Origin of the sequence: Lactobacillus melliventris (genome assembly GCF_042679465.1) — a bacterium.
GTDB classification, from domain to species: domain Bacteria; phylum Bacillota; class Bacilli; order Lactobacillales; family Lactobacillaceae; genus Lactobacillus; species Lactobacillus melliventris.
In genome coordinates, this window is the sequence record NZ_JBHTMT010000004.1 from 190,942 (window position 1) to 213,267 (window position 22,326).

Annotated in this window: 22 protein-coding genes; 6 read left to right on the forward strand and 16 right to left on the reverse strand. The window is 36.4% G+C overall.

All coding sequences use genetic code 11. The features are described from left to right. Positions 1–74 precede the first annotated feature (74 nt). The 5 genes from ACFQ32_RS06080 to ACFQ32_RS06100 all read right to left on the reverse strand — a co-directional run bounded on the left by ACFQ32_RS06080 (position 75) and on the right by ACFQ32_RS06100 (position 6,738). The gene (locus ACFQ32_RS06080) at positions 75–1,295 is read right to left on the reverse strand and encodes an MDR family MFS transporter (protein ID WP_046325559.1); all 1,221 of its coding nucleotides are present in this window, start codon (positions 1,293–1,295) and stop codon (positions 75–77) included. A 169-nt stretch (positions 1,296–1,464) separates the two neighbouring features. Further along, a complete protein-coding gene (locus ACFQ32_RS06085; protein ID WP_046325560.1) occupies positions 1,465–2,721 on the reverse strand; it encodes a carboxylate--amine ligase in 1,257 nt (418 codons plus the stop codon). A gap of 19 nt (positions 2,722–2,740) precedes the next feature. Next, positions 2,741–4,690, reverse strand: a complete 1,950-nt coding sequence (gene asnB, locus ACFQ32_RS06090) for an asparagine synthase (glutamine-hydrolyzing) (protein ID WP_046325561.1) — start codon at positions 4,688–4,690, stop codon at positions 2,741–2,743. Between the two features lie 109 nt (positions 4,691–4,799). After that, positions 4,800–6,197, reverse strand: a complete 1,398-nt coding sequence (locus ACFQ32_RS06095; protein WP_046325562.1) for a metallophosphoesterase family protein — start codon at positions 6,195–6,197, stop codon at positions 4,800–4,802. Between the two features lie 55 nt (positions 6,198–6,252). Continuing rightward, on the reverse strand, positions 6,253–6,738 hold the full coding sequence (locus ACFQ32_RS06100; RefSeq protein ID WP_046325563.1) for a hypothetical protein: 486 nt from the start codon (positions 6,736–6,738) through the stop codon (positions 6,253–6,255). A 187-nt stretch (positions 6,739–6,925) separates the two neighbouring features. On the opposite strand from ACFQ32_RS06100, the gene ACFQ32_RS06105 reads away from it, so the two are divergent. Next, complete coding sequence (locus ACFQ32_RS06105; protein ID WP_046325564.1) at positions 6,926–7,492, forward strand: DNA-3-methyladenine glycosylase I; 567 nt, start codon at positions 6,926–6,928, stop codon at positions 7,490–7,492. A 55-nt stretch (positions 7,493–7,547) separates the two neighbouring features. Here the strand turns inward: ACFQ32_RS06105 and phnE (ACFQ32_RS06110) are convergent, their stop codons facing one another. The 6 genes from phnE (ACFQ32_RS06110) to ACFQ32_RS06135 form a co-directional block, all read right to left on the reverse strand. Continuing rightward, complete coding sequence (gene phnE, locus ACFQ32_RS06110) at positions 7,548–8,360, reverse strand: phosphonate ABC transporter, permease protein PhnE (RefSeq protein WP_046325565.1); 813 nt, start codon at positions 8,358–8,360, stop codon at positions 7,548–7,550. Beyond that, positions 8,360–9,163, reverse strand: coding sequence for a phosphonate ABC transporter, permease protein PhnE (phnE, locus tag ACFQ32_RS06115; RefSeq protein ID WP_046325566.1), 804 nt, complete (start codon positions 9,161–9,163; stop codon positions 8,360–8,362). The genes phnE (ACFQ32_RS06110) and phnE (ACFQ32_RS06115) overlap by 1 nt, the downstream gene beginning before the upstream one ends. After that, positions 9,156–9,929: a phosphonate ABC transporter ATP-binding protein gene (phnC, locus tag ACFQ32_RS06120; protein ID WP_046325567.1), complete on the reverse strand. Its 774-nt coding sequence runs from the start codon at positions 9,927–9,929 to the stop codon at positions 9,156–9,158. Before phnC ends, phnE (ACFQ32_RS06115) begins: the two co-directional genes overlap by 8 nt. Before the next feature lie 21 nt (positions 9,930–9,950). Next, positions 9,951–10,877 (reverse strand): phosphate/phosphite/phosphonate ABC transporter substrate-binding protein, encoded by a 927-nt coding sequence (locus ACFQ32_RS06125; protein ID WP_046325568.1) that lies wholly within the window; start codon positions 10,875–10,877, stop codon positions 9,951–9,953. Between the two features lie 325 nt (positions 10,878–11,202). Beyond that, positions 11,203–12,135, reverse strand: coding sequence for a phosphate/phosphite/phosphonate ABC transporter substrate-binding protein (locus ACFQ32_RS06130; RefSeq protein ID WP_046325569.1), 933 nt, complete (start codon positions 12,133–12,135; stop codon positions 11,203–11,205). A gap of 510 nt (positions 12,136–12,645) precedes the next feature. Further along, entirely contained in the window at positions 12,646–13,137 is a 492-nt protein-coding gene (locus ACFQ32_RS06135) for a universal stress protein (protein ID WP_046325570.1), read from the reverse strand. A 143-nt stretch (positions 13,138–13,280) separates the two neighbouring features. Here ACFQ32_RS06135 and ACFQ32_RS06140 point away from each other — a divergent pair, with 143 nt between their 5' ends. Both ACFQ32_RS06140 and ACFQ32_RS06145 read left to right on the forward strand, forming a co-directional pair. Beyond that, positions 13,281–14,081, forward strand: a complete 801-nt coding sequence (locus tag ACFQ32_RS06140; RefSeq protein WP_046325571.1) for a tyrosine-protein phosphatase — start codon at positions 13,281–13,283, stop codon at positions 14,079–14,081. A 24-nt stretch (positions 14,082–14,105) separates the two neighbouring features. Then, complete coding sequence (locus ACFQ32_RS06145; RefSeq protein WP_046325572.1) at positions 14,106–14,582, forward strand: nucleoside 2-deoxyribosyltransferase; 477 nt, start codon at positions 14,106–14,108, stop codon at positions 14,580–14,582. A 739-nt stretch (positions 14,583–15,321) separates the two neighbouring features. Here ACFQ32_RS06145 and ACFQ32_RS06150 read toward each other — a convergent pair. Together ACFQ32_RS06150 and ACFQ32_RS06155 are read right to left on the reverse strand one after the other, a co-directional pair. Next, a complete protein-coding gene (locus ACFQ32_RS06150) occupies positions 15,322–15,414 on the reverse strand; it encodes a putative holin-like toxin (protein ID WP_081945322.1) in 93 nt (30 codons plus the stop codon). Between the two features lie 438 nt (positions 15,415–15,852). Next, positions 15,853–16,518: a type 1 glutamine amidotransferase gene (locus ACFQ32_RS06155; protein ID WP_046325573.1), complete on the reverse strand. Its 666-nt coding sequence runs from the start codon at positions 16,516–16,518 to the stop codon at positions 15,853–15,855. A 145-nt stretch (positions 16,519–16,663) separates the two neighbouring features. On the opposite strand from ACFQ32_RS06155, the gene ACFQ32_RS06160 reads away from it, so the two are divergent. After that, positions 16,664–18,274, forward strand: coding sequence for an ATP-binding cassette domain-containing protein (locus ACFQ32_RS06160; protein ID WP_046325574.1), 1,611 nt, complete (start codon positions 16,664–16,666; stop codon positions 18,272–18,274). Between the two features lie 116 nt (positions 18,275–18,390). Continuing rightward, positions 18,391–18,729, forward strand: a complete 339-nt coding sequence (locus ACFQ32_RS06165; RefSeq protein ID WP_046325575.1) for a hypothetical protein — start codon at positions 18,391–18,393, stop codon at positions 18,727–18,729. A 106-nt stretch (positions 18,730–18,835) separates the two neighbouring features. On the opposite strand, the gene ACFQ32_RS06170 is transcribed toward ACFQ32_RS06165, so the two are convergent. Continuing rightward, the gene (locus tag ACFQ32_RS06170) at positions 18,836–20,230 is read right to left on the reverse strand and encodes a DHA2 family efflux MFS transporter permease subunit (RefSeq protein ID WP_046325576.1); all 1,395 of its coding nucleotides are present in this window, start codon (positions 20,228–20,230) and stop codon (positions 18,836–18,838) included. A gap of 215 nt (positions 20,231–20,445) precedes the next feature. On the opposite strand from ACFQ32_RS06170, the gene ACFQ32_RS06175 reads away from it, so the two are divergent. Further along, positions 20,446–20,724, forward strand: coding sequence for a hypothetical protein (locus ACFQ32_RS06175; RefSeq protein WP_046325577.1), 279 nt, complete (start codon positions 20,446–20,448; stop codon positions 20,722–20,724). A gap of 63 nt (positions 20,725–20,787) precedes the next feature. Here the strand turns inward: ACFQ32_RS06175 and ACFQ32_RS06180 are convergent, their stop codons facing one another. Then, positions 20,788–21,147, reverse strand: a complete 360-nt coding sequence (locus ACFQ32_RS06180) for a hypothetical protein (RefSeq protein WP_046325578.1) — start codon at positions 21,145–21,147, stop codon at positions 20,788–20,790. Positions 21,148–21,318: 171 nt separating this feature from the next. Beyond that, the gene (locus ACFQ32_RS06185) at positions 21,319–22,308 is read right to left on the reverse strand and encodes an HNH endonuclease (protein ID WP_046325579.1); all 990 of its coding nucleotides are present in this window, start codon (positions 22,306–22,308) and stop codon (positions 21,319–21,321) included. Between the last annotated feature and the right edge of the window lie 18 nt (positions 22,309–22,326).

A 22,326-nucleotide genomic window follows, 5' to 3' on the forward strand; every position in this document is an offset into this window, starting at 1 on the left:
ATCTAAATTAAAAATAGACTAAATTAATCTTATCATTTTAATTAAACCGTTAATATTAAAAAGCCTTTACAAAATCATTTATAAAGTGTGATATGTTTACGCAACTTTGCGTGAAGGGGCAATAACATTAGCACCATCAGAAAAATACCGCAGGCAGCTGTTATGAAAAACGGGATGTAACCCGCACGATCAATTACCATCCCGCCAAATAAGGGACCAAAGGCCTGACCAATCCCGCGGGCAACATTAATTTCACCCTGATATTTACCCTTACTCGTTGCGGGGGATAAATAGTTAATGTAAGCAGGAACGGCAGGAAAAGCTGTCGCTTCACCTAGCGTCAGCACAAACATTGACAGTGCAAAATGGGCAAAGTCCTTGGCAAAAATCAATGTGGCAAAAGAGATTGCGAACATGATCGTGCCAAAAATAATTTGCTGAAACAGGTTTTTAAAAATATGGGGAAAGCGTGCCAAAATTACCTGGACAGTAACTATGATCGCACCATTAAAGGTCCATAGCAAACTGTACATGTGGAAAGGTATTCCCAAAGACACCATGTAAACTGACAGGTTTGATTCCCAGTTCATATACATTAACCAGGTCACAGCTAAAGAAACCAAAAATCCGACCATTAACATCACATTATATTTTGGCATAGGAATCGCCTTGGATTGTGCATTCTTTTTAACACCATTCTTTTTACGGTTTTGGTGAAAAGTGCTGATCGGGCGGTAATGAATAGCCGCATTGACGCAAGCAATGGCAAATAAAGATGCTGCCAGAATGAATAAAAATTCAATCGAGAAATCATAGAGATAACCGACAAGTAGAGTACCAGTGACAGTACCAACGTTTTGCGCAAAATAAATCAAATTAAAAACGTAACGTCCTGAATATTTACGCAAACTCGTCGCAATTGAATTAATCAGCGTGCCGTTCCAGCCACTGATACATCCCGTCATAATCAGCCATATCCAATATTCCGGCCAGCCATGAAAGAATGCCATCAAAAACAGAACCAGCGCATCAAGTCCTAAACCAGTGACAATTAACGGGTAGGGGTTCAGGCGGTCGTACAAGCGCCCGGCTAAAAATGAGCCCAAGACATTGCTGGCACAATTGCAAAATAAAACAACCCCTATTACAGAAAGGCTGATGTGTAATTGCTTGTTTAAATAAACCGAAGTTAAGGGCCAAACAAAACTTGACCCAATCCACGTGGCCAGTTCCCCTAGTAACAGCCAACGCAGCTTAATTTCTGTTTTTTCATTAGATCCGTGTTTAAGTTTCATTTATTCAGTCCTTTCTTTTTTTAAATTCCATTTACCAGTTTAGCAAGAAGTATTAAAAAAGAACACCCCAAAACTAATAACTAACCGGGTAAAAAAGATAGTTTTTATCTAAAAAGATGATCACATGTCTTGCTGCAATCATCTTTGTTATTATGCAATGGCAATAGGCCTAAAAGAACTGGCCCTTATTTTCCTGGTAATACTTTTGGTAGCGTCCTTTATAATTATGAAACATGTATTTCAAAAGCAGCCACCGCTTAAAATTGCGATCCTGATCATAAAAGACAGTCGTACCATAGCGACCTTCATGAATTAATTCTTCGGCCATTTGCTTGGCTTCATTGTCCACGGCATATTGCTTGAATACGCTCACCGGAATACCCAGCCACAATTCATGCTTCGACTTTAATTTATTACCGTAGATTGGTTCCTTGTCCTGCAGTGAATCGTAAACATAATCGTCCACGTACCATTTCGCTAAATTATAACCATTAAGTGTCACATAGAAGCTTGAGCGACCCTGACGCAAATTAATTTCAAAGAACTTATATTTGCCATCGCGGGCGTCATATTTAATGTCAAAGTTAGCCATCCCCGTGTAATTGATTTTTTCCAAAAATGCTTCAACCTGCTCATACAGCTTTTCATCATAATCAGGTAAAATCGCCATATAATTGCCAATTGACTGGGGCGTGGGATCTTCCAGCAAAGGGTGACCCATACACATCATCTTAACATGATGATCCTTATCAACATAGGCATTTAACACCCGCATGTTGGAATCATCACCGGGAATGAAATCCTGCAGAATTAAATCTTCTTTGTAGCCATTCTCATAGATTTTAGTAACAATGTCGCGCAATTCAGTTTCATTATGAATGGTAAAAGCCTTTTTGCGACCTTCAAATTGCACATCAAGCCAAGATACTGGGTCTTCCGGCTTAAGCTCCAGTGGATAGCCAAAAGGCAGCTCCAAATAATTTTCTGCTTTGTAATCTGCCATAGTCACAATTTTAGTCTTAGGGTACGGCAGGCCATACTTTTCCGCAATTTGATAAAAGTTTTCTTTTGAAATTAATTTTTGTAAGAGATCATAATCCACGTAAGGAACAACAAATACCTGCTCTAGTTCTGCTTTATGTTTGGCAAGCAGTTCCGAATAACCATCTCCGCATGAAATCAAAATCACCGGTTCTTCATGGTCTTGGTAGAGTTTCATTTGCTTGCGCATTACTTCAATAAAAGTGGGATCTTCACTAAAACCCTGATGTAGTTCCACACTAACAATTTTAGAATAACGCGTTGCTGCCAGCTGGCTGTCAGCCAGTGCTTTCACGCTAATACCATAAGCCTCGTTAAACGATCGGGCCATGCCGTAAACATTAATGTCACTACCAAGTAAAATTGGTGTAAAGTTTCGTTTCATTAATAAATTCTGCTCCTCATTAAACCAATTTGCCTTGTTTAATCAAATCGGCTACTTCTGGTTGGACACGCTGGTATTTGGCAACCGTACCTTCATAATCAACAAAGAATAGTTTATACCAAACTAAGAACGTATAAATTGTCCAAATCTGTCTGCGATGAGAACCATCGCCTTTATAGTTTTCATCAAGTAAGTCTAAAATTTTATCTTGTTCAAAGATATCCTGGACAAAGTCTTCACTGAACAGTTCGCGCACCTGTTTATAAAAACGAGGTTCTTGCAGCCATTCTTTGATTGGGGTAGGGAAACCTAGTTTTGGCCGTTTAGCCCATTCAGCTGGTAAAACTTTTTCTGAAGCCTTGCGTAAAGCATATTTAGTATCATGCTTATTAACTAGATAATCGGTGGGAATTGAATTTGCCCTTTCTGCCACCTTTTTATCAAGATATGGTACCCGCAATTCCAGCGAATGAGCCATAGAAATCTTATCAGCTTTTTGTTCAATATCATTAAGCATAAAGTGATGTAGATCAATGTACTGCATTTGCCGGACATTATCGAGATTTTTGACCTTCTTAAAGTCACTTTGGTAAATCCCGTTAACAGTTAGCTTATTCCGGTAAGACGGCTTTAAGATGCTGTTAGCATCTTCTGAAGAGAAGATGGTCGGGTAATCCATGTCGTAGATAACCGATTGACCAACATAAAATTCACTTGGCTCAGCTAAGTTGGTATACAGATGCACCTTGCCCGGAAAGTTCGGCATTTTCTTAATTCTGCGCGCCAGCTTAACCTTGGTGTTCTTAGGCAATTTCTTGCACTGTGAAGTAAAGGCCTTAATAATACTGTTATGCGTGTGCATCCCGTAATTGACATAACCGGCAAACAACTCATCTGCGCCTTCACCGGACAATGCGACCGTGACATGCTTACGCGCCATTTTGCAGAGGTACCACAACGGGATAATTGACGGGTTGGCATCCGGTTCATCCATATGATACTGCATCTCGGGGAAGTCATGCATTGCTTCATCGGCTTTAACCTTGTCGGAAAAGAAGTTCCAGCCCTTGATGTCCGCTAGCGCCTTGGCCTTTGACGCTTCATCATAAGTGGCATCATCAAACGAAATTGAAAACACATCGTCTGGATTTAAGATACTGGTGATATAGCTGGAATCGACCCCTTCTGATAAGAAGGCACCGACAGGAACATCCGCGATATGGTGCAGTTTAACTGATTCGTGCAAGTCTTCGTTAATTTTATTAACGGTTTCTTCGAAACTTAAAGTATTGGCTTTGTATTCCGCGTCCCAGTATTGGTGGATTTTCATTGCGCCATCTTTGTATTCAAACCAGTGACCGGCAGGAAATCTGTAAATACCCTTAAAGAAAGTCTCATGCAAGTCATTATACTGATTCATTAAATACGGTTTAACGGCTTCAATGTTTAAACGCCGTTTAAAGCCGGGCAGTGCCAGAAAGCTTTTAATTTCTGAGCCCATAATCAGGTGGCCATTTTCATTGCTGTAATACAGCGGCTTAATACCGAAAAAGTCGCGGGCACCATACATTGTCTGGGTCTTATCATCCCAAATAATAAAGGCAAACATGCCCCTGATTCTTTTGAGCAGGCCAGCCATGCCCCATTCTTCAAAACCATGCAAAAGTACTTCCGTATCGGACTTAGTAGTAAACGTGTGACCTGCCGCAAGCAATTCTTCTCTTAAGGGCTGGAAGTTATAAATTTCACCGTTAAAGATAATCGCCTTTGTTTTGTCCTCGTTGTAGATTGGCTGACTGCCGCCACGTAAATCAATGATTGACAGTCTCCTAAAACCTAAGGCAACTTTATCGTTAGTATAAAAACCATCTGAATCAGGACCACGATGCTTCATTGCCGCCATCATTTTACCGATAGCAGCTTGTTTATCATTTATTTCTGGATTATAGAATGCAACAATTCCGCACATTGCTTAACTTCCCTTAATTTGTCTTACTTTGTATATTTTTGTCTTCATTTTAACTTTTCCATTATATGCTAAGAACCGGGCAATTTCCAAATTGCCCGTCGCGACTTTACTAAATATAAAAGATTCTGCGTTTGCTGGCAGCACCATAGCCGAAGGTCTGAATATAGTGTCTTTGTAAATCAATGTTTACAATATAACCGGCAAATTCGGTTTGGTGGTCAATTTGCCTTTTCCAATTTTTATTGTATTTGGTGGTCAAGGCGTGATTAGGACCCATCAGTGCAGAACAGTTAAACAAGATATACTGGATCCCGTTAATCCGGTACTGATCTTCTCTATGTCTGTGGCCGCAGAAGTAGGCAATAATGCGGGCATTTTTTACATTAGTAAAATCAAACTCATTTGCCAAACGAAATTCAGGAGGCAGACCAAAGCTGGAATGCATCTCTCCTTTTTCACCTTGATTAAAAGCTACCAACAGTTCATGCAGTGAACGACCATTGTACTTTAATGCGTTTGAACCCTTACGATTAATGGGATTAGCATGACTCATCAAGATAATTTGCTTATTCGATGACTGCTCCAGAATTTCAATAATTTCTTCTATTTGATCTTCCCTCACAGCCAAAGTGAGTTTAGCATCATATTTTTTTCTGCCTTGTGCATCCAGATAATAGGGCAAATCTGAAGTATTCACAGAAATAAAGCGCAAGTCATCCACGTCATAGTAACAAACACCGTGCTGGCGGGAAATATAATGGATGCCATCTTGCTGATACATAGCAGGCCACATAATTCCTTCAAATTCATTTTCTGGAAAAGAGGCCCTTAAATCATGATGTTCATCAAATTTATCATTTTCATCATGATTTCCTTTAATTAAAATATATGGCACCTTATCTGATTTAAAGGAATCACGCAGTTTAGTTAACTCGCTTTCGCCCAAAAAGCCGGTATCAGAGCCATCAATCCAGTCACCTAAATGAACTTTTAAACTAAGAAGACCAGAATCATCAAGATAAGAAAATTCATTAACATGTGTCAGACCATTCCAGCCATAAAAGTCCATACTGTTACGGTCCTTATAATGAGTGTCCGTAATGACACTCACATTCACAGAATTTTTCCCTGTACGAATGTGGCCTTTTACTCTTTCAATAAAGCGGTCGAGATATTCTTCTACAACGTAACGCCTGCCGGTTTTACGGCTGACAAAAGCGCGATAACGCTGCAATTCAGGACTATACCTGCGCACATATTCAGGCTCTAACTTATCCGTGCTTTCCAAGCTTAGTGCCTGGTGCAGTACCTTTTCTTCATCTTGATAGACAGTCAGGGTATAAGGTTGATCATTGGGAGTTCTTTGTTCACCGTCAACGTGATACTCTCCTACTGTCAAATAGTCTTGCATGGGATCAAGCTGTACATCTTTTTTCTTAAATAAGGAATGCAGCTTAGCCCCATTTATTTTATCAGCTAATCTTTTAGCATACTTAAAAACACCCATTTTTTGCCTCAAGCAGAAAGAAAAAGAGCTGAACACACATGTTTCAGCTCTAAAATTATAAACTTTTTTCTAAAGCGTGTGCCGCTAAACCAATTGACAGAAGCGCATCCTTAGACAAAACTCCTTGTAATGTTTTTGGCGCAACTTCTTCAACGGCTCCAATTACTTTTAAGCTGTAACTAACAACGTGAAAGTCTACTATATCATTGTAAAATCCATCTTCATAAGGATTTTCATGATTATAAGTCAGGTTGATTTCATTCTTGTCAACAAAACCGTCAACGTGGTTAGTTAAAATCCGATCATGTAAATCGGTTAACTGCTCTGATAATTTAATCAAAGTCAGTTTATGATCACTTTCAGTGTCATAATACTCTTCTTGAGTCATGCCGAAGTATTCTTTTATTGGCTTATGCAATACGTGCAAATTATCAATTACACGATAAACTGCCTCGGCGTCAAAATCTGTTTCTTTATTTAAAATACTCTCTTGATTTGCGGCCAAGTCATCGGCCAAAGTTACTATTTCTAACTTCTCCATGGTTTCCTCCTAAAGTTCAATATATATTATACCAAAAAAACTGCTATTGCACTTTTTGAGGGCAAAGTTTCTGATATTTTAGGAAAAAGAAAATAATTAAATTTACTAGTCAAATTGTTTTACAAAGAATAGCAAACTTTTGGCGTATTTATTTATGAACGCTAAGATATATTTAAGGAGAATAAAAATGAATGATATCACTCGCTGTCCCTGGAGTGACCATGATGATGCTTTAATTAGTGAATACCACGATCACGAATGGGGTAAGTTAAACCTAGATGAACGCTATTTATTTGAAATGTTGGTATTAGAACTGTTTCAATCTGGACTCAGCTGGTCCACTGTTTTGCATAAACGTTTAAGCTTTCGGCAGGCTTTTTACAACTTTATTCCAGAAGAAGTTGCTCAAATGAGTGCGCTGGACCAAACTCGCTTACTGCAGAACAAGGCAATTATCCGCAACCAAAGGAAAATTGCGGCGGCAGTTACCAACGCTCGCGCTCTGTTAATTATTGATGCCACATACGGTAGTTTCGCGCACTATTTGCAAAAGTTTATCCCTACTCCTATTATTCATCACCCCCAAACAAGTACTGAAGTACCAACGACAAACAAGATTGCACAAGAACTAGCAAAGCAGATGAAAAAAGACGGCTTTACTTTTGTGGGTCCAGTAATTCTTTATTCTTTCCTACAAAGCGTAGGCTTAATTAACGATCACCTTGAAAATTGCCCGTTTAAATATCACGGCTAAAAAAAGAATCAAGTTGCTAGTTACCAACTTGATTCACCATTTTTATATTTGACTTTTATACTAATTTCTTCCGGATCCAGCCTGAAATCCAGTCAATTACAACAACCATAATGATGATACCTAATAAAATGATACCAACACGGTTCCACTGGCGGTATTGTAGCGCAATAATTAGCGGATAACCGATACCACCAGCTCCAACTAAGCCTAAGATAGAAGCCGACCGAATTGAAACGTCAAACCGGTATAACGTGTTTGAAATAAGTGCCGGCATCAGATTAGGCAAAGTAGAAAACATAATAATATTTGTTTTTGAACCACCAACTGCGGTAACTGCTTCGTTAGGGCCATCGTCTAAATTTTCAATTGCTTCAGAAAAGAGCTTGGCAAGCATTCCTACTGAGTGAAAACCCAAGGCCAAAACACCGGCTGCCGATCCTGGACCTACAGCTTTAATAAACATCAGAGCCAAAACAATTTCTGGGAATGATCTGATGATTGCCAGCACAATTTTACCAGAGCGTGAGACATACCAGTGCTTATGCTTGGTATGCGCTGCCCAAAAAGCAAAGGGCAGTGAAATAATAGCGGAAATAAATGTGCCCAAAAAGGCAATGCAGACAGTTTCCCAAAGCTGCGAAAGCAGATCTTCACCCGTACCATTATAAACGTACGACCAGTCCGGGTGGAAAATGCCGGAAAAGATCGCACCTGCAATTTGACCAGCTGTTTCTTTAATGCCGCCAAAGTCAATGCCGGTACATGACCAAATAATCAGCACTACTGTGATAATGGCCATCAACCAGTGAAAGACACGCTTTTTAACATCTATAGGCCTAGGAGGCAACTTTTTCATACTTGTATCCATTATTGCATCAACGCCTCCCGTGACTTAGATGAAACGTAGTCAATCAGCACTACCACTATGATAATTACAATAATAATTGTACCTGTCTTCGGATAATCGAAAATTTGCAGTGTTTGTTGCAGATATAGTCCAATACCACCAGCACCGATATAACCCAAAACGGTTGAGGCCCGCACGTTAATTTCGAATGCGTATAAACAATAAGAAATAAAATAGGTAATAACTTGTGGCAAAACCGCAAAGACAATAATTTGTATTTTATTAGCCCCAACTGCAGTTAATGCTTCAATCGGACCCGGATCAATAGTTTCAATAGCTTCATAAAAGAGCTTGACCACAATTCCAAAAGTACAAATGGCCAGTGCCAAGACACCGGCTACCGGTCCGATACCAACAATAGCGACAAAGATGGCACCAAGAAGCAAGTCCGGTATAGTTCTGATAATGTTCATGATTATCCGCAAAATTCCTGTAACTGCCTTATTTTTAACAATATTGCGGGCAATAAGCAAAGAGTAAATAAAAGCAATTACAGAACCTATTGCCGTGCCTAAGATCGCCATTTTAATAGTTTCAAGCAACAACGGTACCACTGTTGCCAGGTATGACCAGTCAGGGTGCAACATTTGCAAGAAAATATCGGCAAATTCCCCAAAGTTGGCAAATAGAGCACCCAAATCTGTTTTGGTTTCATTAGTTGAAATGAATAGTCCGGCGACAAAAAGCAGCACCCAAAGCCAATTCAAAATTTTAAGCTTTTTCTTAGGTAAAGTCATCAGCTTTTCTTGCTCTGTGCTACTCATCTTGATCACCACCGGAATAGATCTGATCAAACGTGGATGCCGGAGTATCTGACATCTTGCCGTCATAAATAATTTCACCAGCACGAACACCAATGACCCGTTTACCGAATTCTTGTGCTAACTGGACGCTGTGCAGGTTAATGACTACCGTCATACCATGCTTTTCATTCAACATCTGCAAGTCTTTCATCACCCGGCGTGAAGTCTGCGGGTCAAGTGAAGCTGTCGGCTCATCCGCCAAAATAATATCCGGATTTTGAGTCAAAACACGAGCAATCGCTACCCTTTGTTGCTGACCACCAGACAATTCATCAGCTCGTGAATAAACCTTGTCTGCCAAATCCACTTGCTGGAGTGCATCATATGCCCGCTGCTTATCTTCTTTAGTAAAAAGGTTGAGAGTAGATTTCCAAGTAGGATAATAACCCACTCTGCCTGTTAAAACGTTACGCAGAACACTTGACCGTTTAACCAGATTGAAGCTTTGGAAAATCATTCCAATATGCCGGCGCAGCGTTCTTAACTTTTTACCCTTGGCCTTGGTAATGGATTCACCATTAATTAAAATATCACCTTCAGTAATATCAATTAAACGGTTAATCGACCGCAAAAGTGTTGATTTGCCGGCGCCGGATAGACCAACAATAACGACAAATTCACCTTTATTAATAGTTAAATTGACGTTTTTTAAACCAACAACATCTTTGCCATAAACTTTTTTAACGTTTTTTAATTCGATTATTGGCTTAACTGCAGAATCTGCCATTATAAACTTCCTTTGTATTCTTTATTTTTTGGTCGATTCAATAATTTTTTCATACTTACGCACAACATTAAAGTCGCTGTCCTTAGTGTGGACATATCCTTCGTGAGTGTAAATACTTTCGATGACCTTTTTACCCTTCTTGGACTTACCGATAGCGATAAATGCCTTAGCCAATTTCTTTCTGAATGATTCACTCATGCTCGGAACAACGGAAATGGTATCGTTCGGAATAGGCTTAGTAAAGTAAATGGGAACAACTTGGCTCATGATCTTAGGATTATCGTCTTTAACAATTGTTCGTGCATCTTCAAACACAAACGCGGCGTCTGTGTCGCCATTGAGAACATTTAAAACAGCTTGGTCTTGACCAGTTACTGTCACTAGTTTGCAACTCTTGCGCACATCAAGGCCCTTTTCCTTTAATTCAGCAATTGGGAAAACGTAGCCAGCTGAAGAAGTGGGACTTTGAATAGAAATAGACTTGCCCTTTAAATCTTTCCAGCTTTTAATTTTGGAATTCTTCTTTGCCACAATTTCAGCGCGATAGAAGTTGACCAGTTCCTTAGTTGGTCGTCCGTCAGGTTGCTTAACACCATATCTTTGAGCTTGGAGCAAGACATCTGCTGCACCCTGCTTATGAGCTAAAATGTAGCCATTTGGCGGCAAGAAGCCCACATCAACTTTCTTAGACTTCATGGCTTCAACCACCGTGTTGTAGTCGGTAGACATTGATACGTGTACTGGAATGCCTAAACGATCCGACAACATTTTTTCCAGCGGCTTTGCACGAGATTCCAGTTTAGTGGCAGCCTGACTAGGAACGAATTGGACGTTCAAAGACTTTGGCGTGCCAGTATCTTTGCTCTTTTCTTTGTTTGAGCAGGCAGCCATCATGAATGCTACTAAAAAAACAGCGGCACCAGCTAGTATTTTTCTAAATTTTTTCATCATGCCCTCCCAGACATAAAAAAAGACTTTAGCTAAAAACACGAATGTGAATTAAACTAAGTCTTTCAATAACACTTTTACTAAAAAGCGAACAATACCATTTTGAAAGGAACGAAAAGGCTTTTTTGCAAAAACTTCATTGAACGCCAAGCGCCGTTTTTGCATTACCTTCACCCTCCTTTCGACATACCGTATTTATTCTATCAAATAATAGCAGAAATGTTTTATTTAGAAAAGAGAATTGACTAGAAATCTTATTTTGTTTAAGAAAGTTTATTTAATTCTTAGTATGTAGCCTTTTGAGATTTTTTAAATATGGGGGAAACTATTTCTTAGTAGAAGCAATTAATTTATCGTACTTTCTGATGATGTTATAATCACTGTCTTTAGCGTATGTATATCCTTCATGACTATAAATATTTTCTATCATCTTTTTACCATCTTTTGAATTAGCAATTGAAATAAAGGCTTTGGCTAACTTTTTCCTAAATGATTTAGACATACTTGGAAGAACCGAAATAGTATCGTTAGGAATACGTTTAGTGAAGTAAATAGGTACAACCTTGCTCATAATCTTTGGTTCATCCTTCAGCACATCATTTCTAGCATCTTCATAAACAAATGCCGCGTCAGTATCACCGTTTAACACGTTAAGAACTGCTTGGTCTGCACCTGTAACTGTTACCAACTTACACTTTTTAGTAACATCTAAGCCCTTTTGTTTTAACTCTGCAATAGGGAAAATGTAACCCGAGTCAGATGTAACATCTGTTACTGAAATAGACTTGCCTTTTAAATCCTTCCAGCTCTTAATTGAGGAGCCTTTCTTTACTACTACTTCACCACGATATGAATTAACTAATTCTTTGGTTCTTACGCCATTTGGTTGTGTAACGCGATAGCGTTCTGCCTGCAGTAGTAAATCTGCTGCGCCTTGTTTATGAGCCATAATGTACGCATCAGAAGGTAAAAAACCGACATCAACTTTTTTAGACTTCATAGCTTCAACTAGGCCATTATAGTTAGTAGACATAGAAACATGTACCGGAATTCCCAGACGCTTAGAAAGCATCTTCTCCATAGGCTTAGCCCGTGCTTCCAACTTGTTAGCAGCTACGCTGGGAACAAACTGTACGTTGAGTGACTTTGGCGTGTTACTGTTTGAGCTTGATTTCTTACTTGAATTCGAGCATGCAGTAGCACCAACGGTTAATAATAATGCAAAACATGCTATCAGAAACTTTTTGATTTTGGTCATTTGCTTTTTTACTCCTAATAAATACGTTTACCATAACTTTAATTTTGTTTAAGCATAAACTTCGTTGTCATTTTCGTGGCAATTTATTCATGTAAATATTCAAATAAAATCAACCTAAATCAACTTCCGCTTCTATTTTTCATTACATCCTCCTGAAATTAAGCAAATAAAAAGGCATGATATGACCAATGTCACATCACGTCCTAGTAGTTATCCTGAAAGAAAAACGAACGGTTAACAAAGCGGGTTGAACAGTATATAAATAGGAGAATAAATTATAAATTTTTCCTGTTACCATCATTGCCCTCAACCTTCCAAACACTATAATTACGTTCATTTCATAAAGATAATACCATAAATATTCGTAAAATAGCAAGGAATAATAAAATTTTATTTAATTATCGTGTTATTAAAATAGTATTTCCGAACACTATTAGCAATTAGTTTTGGCTTTTGGGCATAAAAAAGGCATACGAATTATTGATCGTATGCTTTTAAATTTGTATATAATTATTTTTTGTCGCTTTGCGGCTTAAGCGGATTATTATTAACGTCTGTTCTAACAATTAAAACATCAGCCAAAGCATGTTGATTAACATATTCAGTAACTGAACCCATCAACATTCTTTCGACTGCATTTAATCCTGTTGCACCCATGATGATCAAATCATTGTGATGATCTTTAATAAAGTCATAGGAAATAATCGCCTTCGGACTGCCATAACGAATATGATAATCAATATCATCGAAGCCCAAGTTGTCATGAGCCCATTCTTTCAAGCTTTTAAGATATTTTTCTGTATCTTGCGTCATCTGATAAACGGTGTCGCCCGTAATCAGTGTATCTTGCATCTCACCCAAAAATTGTCTGGTATCAATGACACTTAAGACATCGATATGCGCATTTTCCGTCATTGCGATTTTAACTGCTTTATCAAAGGATCTTTCTGCCGACTCTGAACCGTCAACTGGAACTAAAATGCTAGCTTTTTTCGTTTCCATGTTCTCACCCTTTTGAAATATAATGTTCTTTTGTTTATTTTACCATAATTTCACTATCCACTTAGGTTTTTTTATAATTGTTTATATACTAGTTTATTGCTAAAATTAAGTGTAATTGTCAAATGCAAAGGTGGAGGTATTCAATGACCCAAAAACTTAAAAATCAATTAATTGGCGTAACAAGCGGCCGTAATTTCCGCGAGCTTGGCGGCTATCAAACTACTGACGGCAAAACTGTTAAAATGCATAAATTACTCAGAACAGCTAACTTGGCCAAACTGGATAAAACCGATCTGAAATTTTTACATGACTATGGCGTTAAGTATGTCGTTGACTTCCGGAGCAAAGATGAGGCTGAAAAAGAGCCTGATCGGGTTCCTGCAGGCGCCATTTACAATTTTGATCCGGTATTTAGTGAGGACTTGACTGAGTCATCAAAGGGAATTGATGAAATTCTCAGTCAAAAGCATCAAGATCCTCAAGCGGGATTTGACCACATGTTTTTGGCCTATGACGACATGATTAAAAGCGAATCTGCTCAAAAAGCTTACCGCCACTTTTTTGATGTACTGCTAGCCAATGACGAAGAAGACCAGAGTGTAATTTTCCATTGCACCGCTGGGAAAGACCGAACTGGTTTTGCAGCACTACTGATTTTATCAGCACTTGGTGTGCCATTTGAAACTATCAAAAAAGATTACCTGTTAACAAACGTTGCCACCAAAGACTTTGTCCATGATTTTTTGCAAAAAGCCAAAGATGAAGGGGCAAATGACGTTACAGTAAATATCCTAAAAGACTTGCAAACCGTGCACTCCGAGTACATTGACTTTGTAGTTTCAACTATAAATAAAAATTATGGTAGCGTTGAAAACTACTTACATGATATTATGAGATTAACTGCTGATGAAATCAGTAAGTTACGTGAAATATATTTAAAATAGGTTTAAATGGTAAGGAGAAATTTTATGACTAAAACAAAGACTGTTTATTTTGGTGCTGGTTGGTTTAACGATAAGCAAAACGACGCTTACAAGAAGACAATGAAAGCTTTAGAAGAAAACCCAACCATTGACCTGGAAAACAGCTATGTTCCTTTAGATCATCAATACAAAGGTATCAATGTCGAGGAGCATCCTGAATATCTGCGTGATCGTGAATGGGAAACCGCTACTTACCGCGGTGATTTAACTGGTATTAAGACCAGCGATATTATGATCGGCGTCTATTTACCAGATGAAGAAGATGTAGGTCTCGGTATGGAATTGGGTTATGCGCTGTCTCAAGGAAAATACATTGTGTTGGTTATTCCTGATGAAGACTATGGCAAACCAATCAATTTAATGAGCTGGGGCGTTTGTGATATTGCACTTAAGCTCAGTGAAGTGAAAGACTTTGATTTCAATAAACCTCGTTTTGACTTTTATGATGGAGCTGCTTATTAAATAGAACTTTGTTTAATCAAAACTAAATAAGACATATAAAAACCGTTTCTGTTGAAACGGTTTTTGTGTGAGCAAGCTATGACTGTTCAAGGCAGTTTAGCCTAGTGCGTAAATTAACTGCATAATGCTAAATTAGTGCTAATTTTGCAATTTAAAATGCCTCGTATTATTTTACGCAATGAATTCTGCTCTATAATACTTAATTGCAGTAAAAGCGTATACATGCTAAAATGCACGTATAAGTGAAAGGAAGACTTACCTCAATAAGTCTTCCTCACGTAGAGCTGCCACAAAGGACGGTAGCTGCGCTTATAGTTATAATTTTTTAAATTTATAAACCGCCCAACTAGTCTCTAGGACGGTTTTTTGATTTGCTCATTTATCGTGATGCTTGTCAATAAAAACCGTTTCCATTGAGACGGTTTTTGTGTGAGCAAGATATGATTGTTCAAGTCGGTTTAGTGTAGTGCGTAAAATTAACTGCATATTATTAAATTAGCGCTAGCTTTGCAATTTAAAAATGCCTTATATACTTTAGCGCTATGAATTCTGCTCTATAATACTTAATTGCACCATAAAAGCATTCATGCTAAAATACAAGTGTAAGAAAAAGGAAGACTTACGCCAATAAGTCTTCCTCACGTAGAGCCGCCACAAAGGACGGTAGCTGCGCTTATAATATTTTTTGTTTAATATTTAAAACCGCCCAGCCAGTATCTAGGACGGTTTTTTGATTTGCTCATTTATCATGATGCTTGTCAATAAACATTAACAAGGTCAAGATAAACATACCAAAGTTAAGCATTAAACTTAACGCTTCGGCAGTGCTCATCAACTGCTGCTCCTTTCTTTTGGGAGACTGAAGTATGAATCAAAATAGTTCATAGGCCTCACTTCCTTCATGAAAGCGGCAGCTACCGTCCTTTTAACTTTTCTACGCTAATTAAATTATAACAAACCAATCTCAAATATTAACCAGATTTTAGGAAAATTACCTATAATCGTATATGCCAAGCCATTAAAATGGCTTGGTTTTTATTTTGAAGGTTATTTCAGTAGTTACAATACTTATATTGTTTGCGCCAAATGCTAATTATGCCAAAGATGATAGACTTCAATTTTATTTTGTTTAGATAATTTAGATATAAAAATACCCCCAAATTTGGGGCACTTCATTGCTAAGTCTCGTCTATTTTCTGCTTTTACAAATAATTGATCTGATTCTAAAACTATCAGCAAAAAGTAATACTTTAAAGCGAATTATATATTTTTATTCCGTCAAATAATCTAAAATGCGAAACATTGCCCTTTTATTTTCTTTAGGAACAGGATGCTCAATAATTTGTTTAGCTGTTTGTTTAAACATCGACCCAGAAAGATATTGAGAATCGTTAACCACAATCTCTTTGATATTATCTTTTTCTGGTTCTAAGTGAAACTGCAGACCTACAGCTTGCTTACCCAGAACAAAACCTTGATTTTGTAAATTAGCATTAGAAAATAAAACGTCAGCTTCTTTTGGTATTTCAAACATCTCTTCATGCCAATGCAATACTTCTAATTGTTCAGGCAAACCGCTTATTAATTTGGATTGCAATTTGACCGGCCCCCAGCCTACTTCCTTAACCGGCGCCTTTTTAACCTGATAGTCTAAAGTTTTAACAATTTGTTGTGCGCCAAAGCATACTCCTAAAATAGACTTGTCCTCTTTAAATAGCTGCTTAATTAACTGACGCTCCTGCTCAATCCATGGCAGATCATCATTTGGACTCATAGGACCGCCTAAATTAACTAGTAAATCTGTTGTGGCAGCAGTAGGCAAAATGCCAAACTGATAGGGATGATATACATAAAAGTCATGCTGATGCAAGTCAGCCCATTCCTGGATTGAACCGGGACCTTCGTTTGGCGTGTGTTGTAAAACGTTAATTCTCATCGTTTTGCTCCTTTTAAAATAATTTAGCATCATAATGTTTTTAATAAAATATTCAAATAATAATTTAATATTATTATGATTTAATGATAAAATGAAGTTTAATTTAATTAAAGCTTTTTATATTCCAAAGTATCAGGAGAATGCAATGTCTTTCAAAACTTTTTTTAAAACATTACCTAAGTCATTATTATTGGGAATTCTAATTGCAACTATAATTTATTCTTTTGATGGCGTGGTTTTATCTTCAGTAGTTTCAAATGTGACGCTTTTCAACCGCCATACACCCGCTATAAAAGCAGTGTTGTATATCATTAGCAGTTTGCTGGCTCTGGGATTAGTTTATTTCGCCATGACCCTAAAGCAAATCTGGATCAATCAGGCAATCAAATTAATGAATATCAAAATAAAAGACAGCTTTGTTTACGGTCAGATAGTTAACCCAGACTTTGCAGCAGTTGCTTCAGATAATGTTTCAAAAATTTTTAATGACTTCAAGTTGATTGAAACTAATTATTTTAAAAATTTTTTTGAATTGTGTGGTGCCATTTTGATGGCTGTAATATCCAGCTTTTATATTCTTTGGCTTAATTTTGCAATTGGAATTTTATTCATTTTGTTTTCACTACTGCCAATGCTTTCATCCAAAATTTTTGGCAAAGTATTAAGTGATTCCTCTGAAACTTGGCAAAAAAGCAGCAGCACTTATTTAGGCAAAGTAACCGACTTGTTTAATGGTATTCGCACAATTAAAACTTATTTAGCCGAAAAAACAATGTTTAAGGATACCGAAAACTACTTGCAGCAAACAGAAAATTCGTACAAAAAGATGAATGACTATCAAGCTTGGGCCATTTTTCTCAGCGCCATTCTTTCTGCATTGAGTTTTATTCTTCCTCTTGGTGCAGGTTTGTTTTTTGTTATCAAAGGTCAGGCTGAACCAGCGGCTATTATCGCCATTTTCTTAGCCAGTGACCGTGTCGTTGGGCCTCTGAGAAATGCCGCACAATGCCTAAATGAGATGAAGACAACAGAAAATATTCGTAAAAGTCTCAAACTGTATTCGCTTGAATTTGCAGAAAACAAGAATAGTCACCTTAATTCTCCTAGCATCAAGATAGATGATGTCAGTTTTGCTTACAATGACAAAAAGGTGATTTTGACAAATTTAAGTTTAACAATTCCATTCAGAACCAAAATTTTAATTACTGGTAAATCCGGCGCAGGCAAATCAACAATCTTCAACTTAATAGAAGGCTTCATCAAACCTACAAGCGGACAAATTTTTCTTCAAGATGGTTCTCAAGTAGTTAAAAATATCGCTGGTTCTGGTGAACTTGCTTATATTGCTCAGAGTCCATTCATGTTCAATGACACTTTGCGTCTTAATCTGACTCTAGGTAAAGAGTTTTCGGATGAAGAATGCTTGAAAGCACTAAAAGCAGTCGGTTTATTAGCAGAACTAGGTGATAATTGTTTAGACAAAAAGTATGGTGAAAATGGTGCAAATCTGTCAGGTGGACAAAAGCAAAGAATTGAAATTGCTCGTGCACTGGTTTACCGTAAAAAGATTATCTTAGTAGATGAGGCCACTTCGGCTTTAGATAATGAAACAGGTAAAAAAGTGCAACAAGTAATAAACAGGTTGAACTGCACTGTGTTGGAAATTGCACACCATTACGATGAGCAAATATTTAAAGACAATAACTTTAAACATTACGAGTTAAAAGATAACACTCTTTTAGAACGGAATAACTAAACTCAACACATATTTTTTATTATTCAACTACATAATGTCCTAATAGGTAGTAGTTACAAAAAGATTACTTTTTATTATGTAACCTTATTAAATTTAATTTTGGAGGGTATCAAATCATGCTGAAATATAAACTTAATCCGAAAATTGCCTTATTTTTAATGGGCATTTTACAATTTTTAATTGGTATTCTTTTTATTTATTATCATAAAAATAAAATAGCTATATATACTTACTTTTTCTTTGGTGTGATATTACTGCTAGGCGCTATTTTCATTAAAACCACCCACCCTGTAAAAATTATTCAAAAGGCTAATCTGGATGGCGGAGAAAAGTTTTTCAAGTGCTTATTTTTAGCAACTTTGGCATTTTCGCTTCTAGTATTAATTTTTGATAGGACTAATCTGACTTTGTATATTCCGCAGATTGATGCATACTTATTTTTTATCCTATTTTAACCTACCGGTTTTAGGGAAAGTAGACCAATGTTCATTTTTAATATTGGAAGATGTTTACCCAACGTCAATCGCAATTATTGTGCTGAATTAAAAAAGTACCTGAAAATTAAAACAAATTTTGAGATGCTTTACTTTTCGATTTAGTAAAAATAAAGCAGACTAAAATGCAAACCAGTACGATCAAAGATAGGAATACTAACATATTGTAATTTAGTTTTAGACCTGCCAATGCCGCTAACTTTTTGTTTTTAAAACCTGTTTGCGCCAAAGTTATTAACGAAGCTGCTAGTGCTGTGCCTATCGCCCCAGAATATGACTGGGCAGTCATAAAAATGACATTTCCATCATTTTTGACATCAGTCGGAATATGGGATAAACAAAAAGTCATGATATTACCGTAGCTAAATCCCAAGCCAAACATAAAGCTGATATAAATAAAGGCCATGTTGGTAATATTTGGGTTTAAAAAATTAGCAATTATAAAAGTGAGAAGAATTATTACTACTCCAAGTATTATAGGTAATTTTTGATTAACCTTATCATAAATTATTCCAGCAAACGCTGAAACAACCGCATCTGTAATAGCAGCAGGTAAAACCAGCAAACCAGCTGTGGCCGTTGTTTGTGCAAAAACTGTCTGTAACACGTTGGGTATCAAAAATGACATGCTCAGTGACATTAGTTGCAACAGAAAAAATGCCAGCAAAAAGAAAGTAAACTGCCAGTTTTTAAATAAACTAACTTTTAAAACTGCATGCTGACTATGCTTTTCAACCAAAATAAAGAAGAATCCAGTAATAATAGTGATTAATGCCAGTATTAATTGCAGGTAAATATTATTGCCACTGGTAAAACCCAAAAGTACAAATAAAGCGGACATGAGAAACGCAATTAAAAGTAAACCGCCCTGAAAATCGAATGGAATTTTTTCAGTTTTAGTAGTTTGAGTGATACTAAACTCGCCTAATACCCAGATCAATATAATTACTGGGATAATAAACAAAAATAAATTCTGCCACTGAAATAGTTTTAGAACTATTCCACCGTATACTGGACCAACTGCAGGAGCAAAAGCAATAACAAGAGTACCGAGCCCCATAAACATGCCAACTTGCTTTTGAGGTGATTCTCTTAAGATTATTGAAAACATTAGTGGCAAACCAATGCCGGCAGCAACTCCTTGTAAAAGACGCCCAAATAGCAATAAAGTGAAACTTGATGAAATACCTGCTAAAAAAGTACCTAGTAAAAAGCATAAAACAGCTATTCTAAATAAAGAAACAGCTTTGAATCTCTTTTGTAAATAGGAACCAAAAGGAATAATGATCGTAGATACCAACATATAGCCTGTTGTTAGCCACTGAACCGTTCTGGCAGAAATATTAAATTCAGTCATTAATTGGGGAAAAGCAATATTGAGTGCAGTTTCTATCACAATTCCCAAAAAACTAAGTATTCCCACTGAAAGTATTGAACCAATTAGCTTACTATTTTTTACCATTAAAATTCTCAATTCCTTTTGTCATTATTTTTTAGATACAATATCTAATTAAATAAGTATATTACAGTAATATATTGTACCAGTTAAGAAAAATCAATTGAGTAAATTATTGTTTTATAATACAAAATTTTGTCAACTAGCATAAAAAGCAAGGAATAATTTTTTAATTATACTTTAGCCAGATCAATAACCATAAATTGGAGTTACAAATTATCATGGAAAAAACAAAACAAGAAAATTTAATGAAGCTTTTCAAAAGCACTCTAAAAAATTTAGAAACAGAATACACTGCTAGAGTAGATGATTATGATGATAACATTTACTTATCAGTTTTTACGAAAGAGGATTTCCGCAGGGCTTTAGGACTACTTGGAGCAATAGGTGCCTTTTTTAGTACCTCGTATTTACCTGAGCCTGAATTAGAGTTTCAAATTTGTATTAGAAACTACGGATTGGATTTAAGTGACTTGGTAAAAATGTTGCCTAAATCTTAATAATTCGCAACCTGTCATTTATAGATATATGAAGTAGCCTACATTTTTATAGGGTTAGCTTAATCAAAACATGCAATACTTTTTATTTTTCAATTCCAAAAAGAATTGGATTTTTTTTTGCATATAAATCCCAACAGGTTTATTTTTGATACTTGCAACATAATAGCCACATTCTTCAGTTCCACCTTGAAACTTGCTAATTTTCTGGCAACGATCACTAGTTTTAAGAGAATGTAAAAATTTCGCTGTTTTCCTATTAGTTGCTACTTGGTTAATTTCTCGGGTATCGTGTTTTCTTATTATTTGATTAACCTGATATTGTGCTACATCAGGTACATAGTCATTTGATGCCCAATAGTAAAATAAAAAAAGACAAACAGCAACAATACATGCAAATATACCAAATTTTACTTTTCTAGTCATTATTGTCACCTCATTTGCAATATTGAACAAATAATAGTTCATTTTATTAAAAAAGCAACATATAAAAATGACTGGCTATCATTTGCATAATGATAACCAGTCCTTAACTATATATTGATAAGCTATACTAATTAGTAGAAAAATTTCCTTTAAATTTTATTAATTTCAAATTTAACTCAGCCAATTATCTATCTTAGATGTTCCACACATATCCGTTCCCTTAGGATCCAGCGCGTTTTCTATTTCTTTTCCAGATATTTCGTTCCCATTTTCTTTTATTTTCTCAAGATTATCTTTGTTAACTGTATTTATAATGAACTGATACCCACCGTTTTTATTATCCATATTTAAATATTTATTATCTACTTTTTTATACATGGTAAAGTATTTTCTAAAGCCAAAATTTTTTTGTTCTCTAACTAAGATATATCTTTCGTCATTATCTATTTTTGCTTTATAAAAGTGGTAACACTCACTTAACCTTCTTATGTAGTTTTTTCCTTTCTCCCCGATACATTCCTCAGGATCGCCAAAAATCCTATTAGACTTTTTTTCGTTGCAAGGCTCACAAACTAATGCCCAGTTTTTATAATAATCATTGCCGCCCTCTTTTTTAGGAACAATATGATCTATTTGACTATCAGTAAAACAGAGACACTTGCCACAATAAACACATTTCCTATCATATAAGTAATAAACAATTCTTTTTTCTTGTTCATTTAAAGGCGGGGTATTATTAGGAACTTTAAAACCAAACCTGCTGTGATATTCTGCTGCCCCAATAATTTTGCAGCCATTTTCTTTCATTCTATTGAGAATCGTATTTTGATTTTCAAAGTCTGCTTTTTGCATATCTTTTAAGACGTAATCCTCTTCAACAACAATAAGAAGTTTACAATCTGCTTTGGTAGAAAAGTCTTGAATATCTTCAAATACTTGCTTTACATGAGATGCAGTTTGACTTTTACTGGATTTCGTGCATAATATTTCGCCATTATGAGTGGAATATAAATAAGAAGAATTCCTCCCCATATAGCCAATTGCATTAAATTTTGTTAAGTCAATGTCATTAATTTCTTTAATCTTGCTACAAGGTAAACTCGAAAAAGACATATTCCTTAATTTGTGTAGTAAATTAATTTTTTTATTGCACTGAATCATGGCTATCACCTGTTCTTA

Coding starts and splice junctions, on each gene's coding strand:
- ACFQ32_RS06080 (WP_046325559.1), bottom strand. CDS start 1,295: ATGAAACTTAAACACGGATCTAATGAAAAAACAGAAATTAAGCTGCGT.
- ACFQ32_RS06085 (WP_046325560.1), bottom strand. CDS start 2,721: ATGAAACGAAACTTTACACCAATTTTACTTGGTAGTGACATTAATGTT.
- asnB (WP_046325561.1), bottom strand. CDS start 4,690: ATGTGCGGAATTGTTGCATTCTATAATCCAGAAATAAATGATAAACAA.
- ACFQ32_RS06095 (WP_046325562.1), bottom strand. CDS start 6,197: ATGGGTGTTTTTAAGTATGCTAAAAGATTAGCTGATAAAATAAATGGG.
- ACFQ32_RS06100 (WP_046325563.1), bottom strand. CDS start 6,738: ATGGAGAAGTTAGAAATAGTAACTTTGGCCGATGACTTGGCCGCAAAT.
- ACFQ32_RS06105 (WP_046325564.1), top strand. CDS start 6,926: ATGAATGATATCACTCGCTGTCCCTGGAGTGACCATGATGATGCTTTA.
- phnE (WP_046325565.1), bottom strand. CDS start 8,360: ATGGATACAAGTATGAAAAAGTTGCCTCCTAGGCCTATAGATGTTAAA.
- phnE (WP_046325566.1), bottom strand. CDS start 9,163: ATGAGTAGCACAGAGCAAGAAAAGCTGATGACTTTACCTAAGAAAAAG.
- phnC (WP_046325567.1), bottom strand. CDS start 9,929: ATGGCAGATTCTGCAGTTAAGCCAATAATCGAATTAAAAAACGTTAAA.
- ACFQ32_RS06125 (WP_046325568.1), bottom strand. CDS start 10,877: ATGAAAAAATTTAGAAAAATACTAGCTGGTGCCGCTGTTTTTTTAGTA.
- ACFQ32_RS06130 (WP_046325569.1), bottom strand. CDS start 12,135: ATGACCAAAATCAAAAAGTTTCTGATAGCATGTTTTGCATTATTATTA.
- ACFQ32_RS06135 (WP_046325570.1), bottom strand. CDS start 13,137: ATGGAAACGAAAAAAGCTAGCATTTTAGTTCCAGTTGACGGTTCAGAG.
- ACFQ32_RS06140 (WP_046325571.1), top strand. CDS start 13,281: ATGACCCAAAAACTTAAAAATCAATTAATTGGCGTAACAAGCGGCCGT.
- ACFQ32_RS06145 (WP_046325572.1), top strand. CDS start 14,106: ATGACTAAAACAAAGACTGTTTATTTTGGTGCTGGTTGGTTTAACGAT.
- ACFQ32_RS06150 (WP_081945322.1), bottom strand. CDS start 15,414: ATGAGCACTGCCGAAGCGTTAAGTTTAATGCTTAACTTTGGTATGTTT.
- ACFQ32_RS06155 (WP_046325573.1), bottom strand. CDS start 16,518: ATGAGAATTAACGTTTTACAACACACGCCAAACGAAGGTCCCGGTTCA.
- ACFQ32_RS06160 (WP_046325574.1), top strand. CDS start 16,664: ATGTCTTTCAAAACTTTTTTTAAAACATTACCTAAGTCATTATTATTG.
- ACFQ32_RS06165 (WP_046325575.1), top strand. CDS start 18,391: ATGCTGAAATATAAACTTAATCCGAAAATTGCCTTATTTTTAATGGGC.
- ACFQ32_RS06170 (WP_046325576.1), bottom strand. CDS start 20,230: ATGGTAAAAAATAGTAAGCTAATTGGTTCAATACTTTCAGTGGGAATA.
- ACFQ32_RS06175 (WP_046325577.1), top strand. CDS start 20,446: ATGGAAAAAACAAAACAAGAAAATTTAATGAAGCTTTTCAAAAGCACT.
- ACFQ32_RS06180 (WP_046325578.1), bottom strand. CDS start 21,147: ATGACTAGAAAAGTAAAATTTGGTATATTTGCATGTATTGTTGCTGTT.
- ACFQ32_RS06185 (WP_046325579.1), bottom strand. CDS start 22,308: ATGATTCAGTGCAATAAAAAAATTAATTTACTACACAAATTAAGGAAT.